At 64.5% G+C, this 11,437-nt stretch carries 10 protein-coding genes; 4 read left to right on the top strand and 6 right to left on the bottom strand.

All coding sequences use genetic code 11. From position 1 onward, the window contains the following. Nucleotides 1-238: 238 nt before the first annotated feature. Both C448_RS10295 and C448_RS10290 read right to left on the bottom strand, forming a co-directional pair. Complete coding sequence (locus C448_RS10295) at nucleotides 239-1,588, bottom strand: hypothetical protein (RefSeq protein ID WP_004054546.1); 1,350 nt, start codon at nucleotides 1,586-1,588, stop codon at nucleotides 239-241. A gap of 173 nt (nucleotides 1,589-1,761) precedes the next feature. Further along, nucleotides 1,762-2,370, bottom strand: coding sequence for a cyclodeaminase/cyclohydrolase family protein (locus tag C448_RS10290; RefSeq protein WP_004054545.1), 609 nt, complete (start codon nucleotides 2,368-2,370; stop codon nucleotides 1,762-1,764). A 229-nt stretch (nucleotides 2,371-2,599) separates the two neighbouring features. On the opposite strand from C448_RS10290, the gene C448_RS10285 reads away from it, so the two are divergent. After that, nucleotides 2,600-3,892, top strand: coding sequence for a hypothetical protein (locus C448_RS10285; protein ID WP_004054544.1), 1,293 nt, complete (start codon nucleotides 2,600-2,602; stop codon nucleotides 3,890-3,892). 30 nt (nucleotides 3,893-3,922) lie between these two features. On the opposite strand, the gene C448_RS10280 is transcribed toward C448_RS10285, so the two are convergent. After that, nucleotides 3,923-4,702 (bottom strand): NAD-dependent epimerase/dehydratase family protein, encoded by a 780-nt coding sequence (locus C448_RS10280; RefSeq protein WP_004054543.1) that lies wholly within the window; start codon nucleotides 4,700-4,702, stop codon nucleotides 3,923-3,925. 173 nt (nucleotides 4,703-4,875) lie between these two features. Between C448_RS10280 and C448_RS10275 the strand changes: the two genes are divergently transcribed. Then, the gene (locus tag C448_RS10275) at nucleotides 4,876-5,622 is read left to right on the top strand and encodes a potassium channel family protein (protein ID WP_049916249.1); all 747 of its coding nucleotides are present in this window, start codon (nucleotides 4,876-4,878) and stop codon (nucleotides 5,620-5,622) included. A 77-nt stretch (nucleotides 5,623-5,699) separates the two neighbouring features. On the opposite strand, the gene hjc is transcribed toward C448_RS10275, so the two are convergent. Further along, nucleotides 5,700-6,125 (bottom strand): Holliday junction resolvase Hjc, encoded by a 426-nt coding sequence (hjc, locus tag C448_RS10270; RefSeq protein ID WP_004054541.1) that lies wholly within the window; start codon nucleotides 6,123-6,125, stop codon nucleotides 5,700-5,702. 171 nt (nucleotides 6,126-6,296) lie between these two features. On the opposite strand from hjc, the gene C448_RS10265 reads away from it, so the two are divergent. Then, nucleotides 6,297-7,499, top strand: a complete 1,203-nt coding sequence (locus C448_RS10265; protein ID WP_004054540.1) for a Fic family protein — start codon at nucleotides 6,297-6,299, stop codon at nucleotides 7,497-7,499. Nucleotides 7,500-7,501: 2 nt separating this feature from the next. Here the strand turns inward: C448_RS10265 and C448_RS10260 are convergent, their stop codons facing one another. After that, entirely contained in the window at nucleotides 7,502-8,776 is a 1,275-nt protein-coding gene (locus C448_RS10260; protein WP_004054539.1) for an adenosylhomocysteinase, read from the bottom strand. A 108-nt stretch (nucleotides 8,777-8,884) separates the two neighbouring features. Between C448_RS10260 and C448_RS10255 the strand changes: the two genes are divergently transcribed. Next, entirely contained in the window at nucleotides 8,885-10,390 is a 1,506-nt protein-coding gene (locus C448_RS10255) for a PQQ-dependent sugar dehydrogenase (RefSeq protein ID WP_004054538.1), read from the top strand. A gap of 140 nt (nucleotides 10,391-10,530) precedes the next feature. Here the strand turns inward: C448_RS10255 and C448_RS10250 are convergent, their stop codons facing one another. Further along, the gene (locus C448_RS10250; protein ID WP_152415565.1) at nucleotides 10,531-11,262 is read right to left on the bottom strand and encodes a hypothetical protein; all 732 of its coding nucleotides are present in this window, start codon (nucleotides 11,260-11,262) and stop codon (nucleotides 10,531-10,533) included. Nucleotides 11,263-11,437 lie beyond the last annotated feature (175 nt).

Genomic DNA, 11,437 nt, shown 5'->3' with positions numbered 1-11,437 from the left:
AGTTGCTGGTCGGCTTCGAGCGTGAGACGGATGGTACGCGGCGCGTCGTGCTCGAACACCACCGCGTGCGGTGCTCCATCCAGTTCGTCGAGGCGTACGTGTTCGGGTTCAGGTTCGGTCATGGGTTCGGATTCAGTCGTTGTCATCGATCTTCGTCTTCTATATCATTGCTCCATTGTCATCGCTTCCACTCCGAACATGATCGGGTGAAGAGGTGGCGGGGGAAAGAGAGGCTGGATCAGCGCTCTTCGGGCCGGGAGTCGACGGCACGTGATTCACGTGACGCCGGAATGAGGATACGCCCGAGTCCCTGTGGGCTGTGATCGCGAACGACCAGCACCATGTTCCCGACGAAGAGAGCGAATCCGACGAGTGCGGCGATACCACCGACGGCGAACACGGCATCCGGAACGGCGAATCGCTCGCCGACGACGAGCAGCCCAGTACCGACAACGAGCGCGACGAGATCGGCGGTGGCGACGCGCGCGTCGTAGAGATCGTCGATCATTGGCACCGTCTCGTAGCCGAGCCGGTCGCTGTAGCGATGTACCCAGACGATGAACGGGACGACGTGATAGAGCGTGCCGAGCACCACGAATCCGATGACGCCGAACGCGAGCAGGTGAGCGCTCTCGGTGCCGAACAGCGTCGCGCGGGCGAGCGGATCGTCGAACCACGCTGGCGCTGTCACCAGCGCCCAGAGCAGCATCGCAACGGCCACGACGGCGTACCGCGACAGCATCGGCGTCCACGGAACCCGCGTTTCGAAGAGCCGCCTGACGAGGATCACACCGATGGCGAGGACGCTCGCGACGACGAGCAGCCCACCGATACGGGCGAGAGCTCCGTTCGCCACGAGGCGGCCAGCGGCGAGTGCCAGTACGCCGGTGGGATAGGCGATCTCCTCGAACCGTTTGAGCGGGCGATCGATGCCGTGCAGCGAGGTCTGCGTGAACATCGTTCCCAGCTGATAGAGCGCGCCGAGCACCGTCGCGAGCACCGCGCCGAAGACCGCGAGCGTGGCGTGCGCCATGAGAACCTGCTCACGCGGGAGCGCCGATCCGAACAGTGGCTGGGTGAAATCGATCGCCAGCAGCACGCCAAATATCGTCAGCAGGAGGAACGTTCCGAGCGCGAACGCGAAATGGCGCTCGGTCACGTCGAACGGACGAGCGCACAGCAGCGTCCGGCCGACGTTGTAGACGAACAGCCAGAAGCCGACGAGCATGACCGATCCGAACAGCGGGAGCCAATCGAGGCTCCCCGCGAGCAGCGCCGTGACGAACCCGACGAGTCCGGGAGTGAGCAGCCACAGCTGCGCGAGCGCGAGTCGGCGCGAATGGAGTTCGACGCCCGACCAGACCGGCACGAACTGCGTCATCGCGCCCATGATGGTGAGACAGATCCACCCGACGAAGAGCAGATGGAGGTGCGAGAGCTGCGTCAGCCCGACTCCGCCAGCAACCGTGTCCACGAGCCCGAGCAGACCGCCGAGCAGGAGAAAGCAGAAGCCAACGACGAAATGTGCCAGCGGGATCGTCATCGGCGGCTGTCGATCCGTTTCGAGATCGCCCACGATCGCGCTCATGCGCCCGCCTACGACGGCCAGCCACCTCGCAGTACCCCCGAACTGGTTCGGCAGCGTGCTGCGAGCCGGACGGATCGGCGTTTTCTAGCCCCGACGCCGGACTCGTGTCGACGGTTCGCGTCATCGTCGGCTCCGCGGCCCGGTTCCGAGAGTCGTTCGTGAGCGCTGCCCGATCAGATCGCGTCCTCGATGTTCGCTCGCACCTGTGCCAACGCTTCGTCGCCCCGCCCGTCGATCTCGGCCACACGCCCCTCGATCTCCTCGCCGACAGCCGGCTCCTCGATCAGTTCGAGATTGGCCCGGACGGTGAACACCGCCGCTTTCAGCGCCGCGTGAGCGAGGAAGGCACCGGTTCCGGCGTCGGCCAGCGCGTTTCGATTCCCCTTCGCCGTCACCGCTTTGGCGTGATCGAGTACGTCGAGACAGGCTTCGGCGATATCCAGCGGCACGTCGGCAGCACGGCGCGATCTCTCGTCGATCAGTTCGGCACGCCCCTCGTCGGTCGACGCCGCGAACGCGGCCTGCAGCTCGTCGACGGCGGTCGAATCCTCGTCCGCGAGCTCCAGCAGGTGTGCCCGGCGTGTTTCGAGTTCAGTACGAACGGTCGAGAGCCCGGCCCCCACATCGCCGTCGTCTTTCTCGATCGTATGGATACACACCATCTCGCAGAGCGCTGCACCGAATGCACCGCCAACGGCAGCGACTGCACCGCCGCTCGGCGTGACTGCGCGTGCTGCGACGTCGTCGAGGAATTCGGCGATCGTTTGCTCGGCGAAGGCCATGTTCGACCGGTCGTGATGGGCTGTCAAATATCTGTTCCGCTCGCCGGTCCCGCTATCGGCGAAATCCGGAAAATAGCTATGGATAGTGCTCCCTTCAGTCGTACCAGACCTCGAATTTCCGTCGAGAAAGACGCGAGAGGCGTTTCGGGACCATGCGCCGACGAATACGACTACCGGTGAGTGCGTTCAGCACAACGTATATCAGCACCGTGCCGCCAGTTGTCGAGTGATGGTCGAGACCGACGGGCGACGAACGCGATCGTGGGCGACGCTCGGCGCTGCGGCAGGGAGCGCGGTCGGTCTGGAACTCCTTTCGCGCCGACTGTTGCGGCGATACGGTGAGGGATTGAACAGCATGCCGACGGTCGTTCTAGAGGAGTTCCCGGAGATCGACCGGGCGCTGCTCGAAAAGCTCTCCAGCTTCGATGCGGAACTCGGCTGGTGTCCCCAGCCCGAGCAAACGAAACAGAAGGACACCGGCGATCATCTCCCGGGCGAGGAGGTCCGTACCGTCGTCGAGTATTCGACCGACGAGTACGGCAGTCGGGTCTGTCCGGCCGCCGACCGCGATGAGAGTACCGACATCTCGATCTCGACCTACGGGGATTCGTACTGTTTCTGTCGAGAGGTCGACGACGACGAGACCTTCCAGCACCATCTCGCCGAAAAGCTCGATACGCACGTCGGCAACTACGGCGGCGGCAACTATGGCCTCGATCAGGCGCTCATGCGGCTGCAACGACAGTATCCGGAGGACCCGACCGACTACGTGATCGTCCTCGTCACGGCGTCGTCGATCGCCCGGATTCTGAGCGTCTGGAAACACTATCAGGAGTTCGGCAACGTGCTCGCGGTGAAGCCGCGCTACCGGCTCGACGACGGCTCGCTGGAGAGCGTCGAGACGCCGATCACCGAACGGGAGGACCTGCTCGACCTCGAAGACCACGCCGAGTTCCTCCGTTCGCACGACTACCACTACGACCACTGGTTCAAACCGCATCTCGCACGGTTCCCGTACGCGACCGACCTGCTCGCCCCGCCGGAACAGCTCCGCTATCTCGCCGCTGCCGGTCTGGAGGACGTCGAAGGGCGACTCGGCGTCTCGCTACCCGGTATCGACACCGCCCGTGCGAAGACGCGCTCGGGAGTCAGGCTCGAACAGCCACGGGTTCGCTACCACGAGGAGCTCTACGACCGGAAGGCCGACCTGTTCGAGGCGATCGTCGGCGAGTTCGTCGACTACGCCGACCAGGAGGAGTTTACGCCGGTGTTCGCGATAGCCGGTCAGTTGCGCTATGCAGCCTACGAGGCGACCCACGGCCCCATCTACGGCGATCTGCTCGATCGGCTCGACGAGCGCTACCCGATCCTGGAGACCATCGACATCCCACGCCACTTCGAGGAGGCCGACGATCCGGAAGCCGTCGAGTCGCTCTACGTCCAGCGCGGCGAGGGCGGCCACTACAGCTCGGCGACCAACGAACGCATCGCCGACCTGCTCGTCGCGGAACTGTTCGACTGAACCACGACCGAGGCCGTAGTGCGCGAGCCGTCAGTTTTCGAGCGCCTCGTCAGCGTTGTCCCGCGGTCGGTAGCCGAGCGCGCGCTGTGTTTCGGTCAACGAGAGATAGCGCTCGTCGTTTCGGGAGACGCCGTGGCCGGCGACCGGACTCTCGGCGAGTTCGGCCGTGGCCGCTCGTTCCAGAAAGTCGCGACAGTCACGATGACTGAGCCACATCGCGCGGGCGAAGCGGGCGTACGCCTCGGGATACTCGTGGTCGGGGTTCTCCTGGGTGTCCCGTAGCTCCTCGCGATCCATCAGCCAGCCGATGCGTGCGTGGACCACCTCGATATCGTGGCGGGCGGCGTAGTAGTTACCGATGGCCTCGCCGGCGACCTTCGTGATCCCGTAGTAGGAGTCGGGTCGTGCGTCGGTGTCCGAGAAGACCGGCGGCGCGTCCGGCCGCATCGTTTCGGGCTCGCCCGGATCGACGACATCGGCCATGTTGACCGCGTGGTTCGAGCTCGCGTAGACCACGCGATCGAGCCCGTTGGCGACGGCAGCCTCGTAGGCGTTGTAGACGCCGTCGATGTTGACTTCTCGTACGTCGTCCCAGTCGGCGTACGCCGAGGCGTTGCCCGCGAGATGGACGAGGACGTCCTGGCCGGCGAGCGCCTCGGTGAACGCCTCGCGATCGGTCACGTCGCAGACGATCCCGTCGATGTCGTCCTCGTCGTCGTAGGTGAGTGGCGTCACGTCGTGATCGTCGAACCCCTTCAACAGTGTTCGTCCGACGTTGCCCGCCGCACCGGTGATGGCGATCCGTGTCATCGATCGCCCGTAATCGGGGTCGGCACATAGCCTTTGATCAGGAACATGCGCGCCCGTAGCGATGCACCAACCGGCACGACCCCCCTCCCCTCATGGCCGTCGTCGGCTCCGTCCGAACGCGCGCCGAAACGAGAGGAGATAGGGTTTTCATCCCGGGCGTTCTACGGCAGGCCATGAGATGTGTTATCGTTGGGTATGGGCGTGTCGGTACCCGCACGGCCGACCTCCTCGCCACGGAGGGTCACGAGGTGGTCGTTGTCGAGAACGACCCGGCGAAGGTCGAGAGCGCCCGCGAGAGCGGATTCACGGTCGTCGAGGGCGACGGCTCCGCGACGGCGGTGTTGGCCGAGGCCGATCTCGATGCGGCCGATGCCGTCGGCGGGCTCACCGGCGATCCCGAGACCAACTTCGCGGTCTGTGCCGTCGCCAACGACCACGGCTGTCGGACGGTGTTGCGCATCAGCGAGGAGTTCTCGGCGGCGGTCTACCGCGAGTACAGCGAGGGTGTCGACGAGATCATCTATCCCGAACAGCTCGGCGCGGCCGGGGCGAAGACGGCGCTCCTCGGCGGGGATTTCAGCGTGCTCGCGGACATCACCGAACGGCTCTCGGCGGCCTCGCTCACCGTGCCCGAGGACTCGCCCGTCGTCGGCGAGCGCGTCGTCACCCTCGACGTGCCCGATGCGGCGCGGATCTACGCTCACGGGCGGGCCGGCGAGTCGTTGACGATCCCGCTTCCACGGACGGCGATCGAACCGGGTGATCGTCTCGCGCTCATCGCCGATCCCGACGCGGTGGCAAGCGTTCGCGCAACGATCCACGGTACCGATGCGTCGCTTTCGGACGATGCAACGAAAGGGGAGGGGAGGGCCGCCGAGGCGGGGACCTCGGGGCGCGCGAGTGGGGAGGATGGGGAGTGAACCGGTGGCGCGCCCATTCGGGACAATTGCCGGGTGATACTTAACTCCGCGTCAGACAACCGCACGACGCATCGCCTTCAGCCGTCGTAGTCGTCGAGGCGCGTGCGCGAGGAGTCGCCGGTGAGCTCGTCGAAATCCGTCCCCGATTCGAGCGCCGTCTCCTTTTTGACGCGGTAGTTGCCGCCGTCGGTGGTGTAGCACTCGCTCGGGTGGAAGAAATACCAGTCCTCGCGGTCGAACCGTACTCCAATACGGGGTTTCGCGCCGAAGTTCTGGGAGAAGAAGACGAGCGCCTCGACCTCCTCGCCGGTGAGGTAGATCGGATCACCCGACGAGGATTTCGCCTCGATGGCGTAGAACGTCTCGCCGTTGCCGGCGAGCGCATCCGGCAGTTCGCGCTCGGTGGCGCTGCCGCTGGCTGGCGCGCGCATCACCGCAAAGCCCGCGGCGTCGAGGCGGTTGACGAGCTCGCGCTCGCGCCGGTCGCCCTTTGCGTGTGACATCTATTTCTCGGATTCGCGGTCATCGGTCAAAACACCGTTGTTTGTCGACTCTCGATCGTGATCTGCTGCTGACCAACACTCGTTCGGCGTTCGTTTACCGAGACGGCTGATCGCCAGTCTAAATAAAGTATATTCGATATACTTTTACTAAGATCGACCTTTGCGTCGCTAATGAAAGACGGCCATCTCGTGGATGAACCCGTTCCGGGCGAATATCTCCCGGCCGATTCGGGTGCGTCGCTCCCCGCATCGAAGTTCTATCTCCCGGACGATCTCCCACCGGACCTCACTCTCTCGGCGGAACTCGTGTCGATCCACGGTCGTGCGATGCACTCGCTCGGCCGGCTGGACGGGCTCTGGAGCGAGATCGACGATCCGGACACCGTGTTCGGTCTCTTCGTCTACAAAGAGGCCGAACAGTCCTCACAGGTCGAGGGTACGCAGGTCACGGTCTCGGACATGTATCGGCAGGGCTCCGACTCGAAGGACGTTCGTGAAGCGAGGAACTACGCGGAGGCGCTTCGCGACGCAACTACTCGACTGACGTGTGAGGGACGCACGCGCGAGACGCTCTCGATCACGCTCCTCAAATCGCTTCACCGTTCGCTGATGGAATCCGATCGAACCGACGACCCACACCCCGGTGCGTTCCGTTCACAGCACGTTTGGATCGAGGAGGAGACGAACGGTATCGGTCGTCGCATCCGTTTCGTGCCGCCGAAGCCCGATGTCGCGGTGTCGAAGATGGACGACTTCGAGCAGTACATGCAGTCCGCCGGCCGCTATCCCGACCTCGTCGATATCGCCGTCCTCCACTATCAGCTCGAAACGATCCACCCGTTCGTAGACGGTAACGGCCGCGTCGGGCGGCTGTTGATCGTGCTCATGCTGATCGCGTCGGACATCCTCGTCCATCCGCTGTTCTATCTCAGTTCGTACATCCGTCGCAACCGGGACGAATACACCGACCGCCTGCTGGCCGTCAGCGAGAACGGCGACTGGGACGCATGGCTGGCGTTCTTCCTCCAGGGAATCAAAGAACAGGCCGACGAGGCGTTCAGTCGTGCGAAGCTCCTTCTCGGATTGCGCGAGGAGTACCGGACACGGTTTCGGGATGCTCCCCCGTCCGTCCGCCAGCTCGCGGACACCGTCTTCACCGAGCCGGTTGTTACCGTCTCCGGAGCTGCCACACTGATCGACATGTCGTATCCGGCGGCCAACAGCGCTGTCGATCGGCTGGAAACCGAAGGTGTGCTCCGGGAGACGACCGGTCAGCAACGATATCGCGAGTTTCAGGCCGACGAGGTGCTCGACGTACTGAATAGACCGACCGAGGAGATCCCGTCGCCGGAGAAACTCATCGCTAGCGACTGAGCTTACGTTCCGTGATCCCAGCTGCCCATGTACTCGGTCTGCGTCTCGGTGAGCTCGTCGATCGCGAGCCCCTCGGCGTCGAGTTTGATCTCGGCGACCTCCCTGTCGAGCGCGTCGGGCACCTCGTGGACGCCGGGTTCGTACTCTTCTTCGGTGAACTCCCGCACGCAGACGGCCTGCACGCCGAAGGACTGATCCATCACCTCGACCGGGTGGCCGAGCGCGATGGGGGCGGCGAGGTTGACGAGTCGGCCCTCCGCGAGCACGTTCAGGCGTTTGCCACCACTGAGTTCGTACTCGCGCACGCCGGGGCGGGCCTCGCGAGTCGATTCGGCCAGCTCCCCGAGCGCATCGAGATCGATCTCGACGTCGAAGTGGCCGGCGTTCGCCAGCAGCGCGCCGTCTTTCATCCGCTCGAAGTGTTCTTCGGTGAGCACGTCCCGGTTGCCGGTCGTCGTGATGAAGACGTCCCCTTCGGCGGCGGCCTCGGCCATCGGGAGCACCTCGTACCCTTCCATGTGGGCTTCGAGCGCCCGCCGGGGGTCGACCTCGCAGACGACGACGTTCGCGTTCTGGCCGGCGGCCTTCTTCGCCACGCCGCGACCGCAGAAGCCGTAGCCAGCGACGACGACGGTCTTCCCCGCCCACGAGAGGTTGGTCGTCATGGCGATCGCCGCGAGCGAGGACTCGCCTGTACCGTGAACGTTGTCGAACAGCCGCTTCATCGGCGTGTCGTTGACCGCGAAGACGGGGTAGTCGAGCGCATCGTCGTCGTCCATCGCGCGCAGGCGGTGGACCCCCGTGGTGGTCTCCTCGCAGCCACCCAGAATCGAGTCGATCAGTTCGGGGTGGTCGTCGTGGATCGCCGCGACCATGTCCATCCCGTCGTCGACAGTGATGGTCGGTTCGTGGGCGATGACCGCCTCGATGGCGTCGTAGTAGCCCTCGTCATCGACGTCGCGCTCGGCGTAGGAGGTGATTCCCTCCTGGGCGTCGAGCGCCGCGCTCACGTCGTCGTGGGTCGAGAGCGGGTTACAGCCCGTGATCGCGACCTCCGCGCCGGCGGCCGCGAGCGTTTCGGTCAGCACTGCGGTGGTCGCTTCGACGTGCATCGCCATCCCGAGTCGCTGGCCGGCGAGCGGCTGTGTCTCCACGAACTCCTCGCGCAGCGCGGCGCAGATCGGCATGTGTTGGCGCGCCCAGTCGATCTTCTGGCGGCCCGACTCGCGGGCGCTCGCGGGATCGTCGAGACGCTCGGTGATCGGTTCGGTGGTCATGTCCGGGGAAGGGCCAGCGCGCTCAAAACGCTACCGAAGACGATGGCAGCCGGCGGCCTGTCGGCAGGACTTTAGCCACCCGGACGTTCTCATCCGACGACAGCAACGATGGACGACACAGCCGACCCGACCGACCGCCCCGTTCCACGCCGTCGATTTCTGGGACTCGCCGGTGCCGCCGTCCCGCTCGTCGCGGGCGGCCGTGCGCGCGCGACGCCCCAGCAACAGCAGACCCCACCCGTCCCGCGTGGGCCGGCGATCGGCCTCGAAACCGTCGCCGACGGCTTCGAGCAACCGATCGACTTCGCCCCCGAACCGGGCGGCGACCGGCGGTTCGTCCTCGAACGTACCGGCCAGCTGTACACGGTCGACTCGAACGCGCAGGGGAACCCGTTCATCGACATCAGCGACCGCACGACGCCCGTCGAGGGCGAACAGGGGCTGCTCGGACTCGCCTTCCATCTGAACTTCCAGGAAAACGGGAAGTTCTACCTGCGATACAGCGCGCCACCGACCGACGCCACGCCGGAACCCTACTCGCACACGGCGGTGCTGTCGGAGTTTCGGGCCACCGACGACCTGAGCAGCGGTCGTCCCGGTACCGAGCGCCGACTGATCGAAGTGCCCGAACCCCAGAGCAACCACAACGGTGGCGCGGTCACGTTCGGTCCCGACGGCTATCTCTACGTCTCCTTCGGCGACGGCGGCGCGGCCCACGACGCCGGCACCGGCCACGTCCAGGACTGGTACGGTGCGCTCGACGGCGGCAACGGCCAGGACGTGACGGAGAACTTCCTCGGCAGCATGCTCCGTATCGACGTCGACAGCCGAACCGGCGACAAACCCTACGGCATCCCCGACGACAACCCGCTGGTGGGCAAGGAGGGTCTGGACGAACACTTCGCGTGGGGGCTGCGCAACCCGTGGCGGATGGGATTTTCCGACGGCGATCTCTACGTGGCCGACGTCGGCCAGGACCGTTACGAGGAGGTCAACGTCGTCGAGAGGGGGAAGAACTACGGCTGGAACGTCCGCGAGGGCACCCACTGTTTCAGCCCGAACGGCGACATCGATTCCTGTCCGACCGAGACGCCGGGGGACGTCCGCGGCGGCGAGCGGCTCGTCGGCCCCATCATCGAGTATCCGCACACTCGCGACGACGAGCCGATCGGCAGCTCGGTCATCGGTGGCTACATCTCGAAGGGCGGCGTCGACGCGCTCGACGGCCAGTACATCTTCGGCGATTACAGCATTCGCGCCGGCAAGCCACAGGGATCGCTGTTCGTCGCCGATCCGAGCCAGGATGGGCTGCGGTCGTTCGAAAAGCTCCGCATCGCCGGGGCGAACAACGGCGAGCTGAACGCCCATCTCATCGCCATCGGTCGCGACGGTGCCGGCGAGCTCTACGCGCTGACTGCGGGCGGCGATCTCGGTGGCGGCGTCCATCGACTCGTTTCCGCGGCGAACGCCAGGAACGAGGCCGCGACGACGGGTGGGGCGAATCGAACGAATGCAACGGGAACGAGCAGTACGGACGGGCCGGGATTCGGCGTGTTCGCGGCGCTTGCGGGACTGGCGGCTGTCGGGGCACGAGTGCTCGGTCGGGATGGCTGACCGATGGTTTCATTATCGATCGGGTCCGTAGAGTGCCCATGAGCGAGAGGGCGCTTGAGCTGATGAAAGAAGACGTCCAGAACAATCGCATGGCGTATCTCAAAATGGGATGCGTCGATGCCGACGACACCGGGCAGTAACTACCGCCGAACCGTCTTTCTGGCGTTTTCGAGCGATTCCTTGAGACGTTGTGTCGATATCCGGTGAGACTGGCGTTCTTTGGAATCGTGGAACAGAGCCGTGAAATGACGATGCCAGAGGATATACTGCTCGTCACGCCGCCAGAGGTTGTCGAATCGGACATCCACGACGAAATTTCGCACGAATTTGGATTTGAGAACCGTTCTGTCGATATGTCTTCCCGGCCACGCAGGTGGGATATCGATACCGTTCAGCTGCAGTAGCGCCGCCAAGCTCCCCATCGCCGTTCGGTGGTTCGCATCGGGAAAGAAGTGTTTGCCACTGATCGCGCGGACCCAGTGGGCACACTGCTGGGAGAGCGGTTCGTCGGTGGGGAACTCCCGCATCACGCGGTCTAACTGGAAATCCTTGACGTTCGAGATCCGTCGTTCGGTCGTTTCGGACGAACAGTTCACCAACCCGTATCTGTCGCGAGAGTTGCTGTAGAACGCGTAGTTGAACCGCTTTATCGTCTCGGCGTCGATTTCGCTGAAATCGGTAATACGCGATCCACGACGTGCCTGTGGTCGCTCCGTTCTGAGCCCCTCGATGTCGATCTCCCCATCCTCACGTGGAAGTTCGATTTCATCGTCCGCGTATCGGTGGCCACGTTCGGAGAGCGTGTATATTCCGTGTGTGACCTGTACGACGAGCCCACACTCTTGCAACGCTCTGCACTGGAGACGTACCACGTTTTCCCGCCGTCTGCTTTCGCTGATGTCTGCCGGAGATGATTCCCCGTTGCTGCGGAGGTATGCGATGATTTCGTCGAAACTAACGTACCCTTGCTGTTCGTCGGGCATTTTCGACACTCACTGCACAACGCGTATTGAACCCTTCCCCGTTCACCGATCGGTGTCCGTGAAT

The organism is Halococcus morrhuae DSM 1307 (genome assembly GCF_000336695.1).
GTDB lineage: Archaea > Halobacteriota > Halobacteria > Halobacteriales > Halococcaceae > Halococcus > Halococcus morrhuae.
This window is presented reverse-complemented; position numbering and strand designations above follow the sequence as displayed.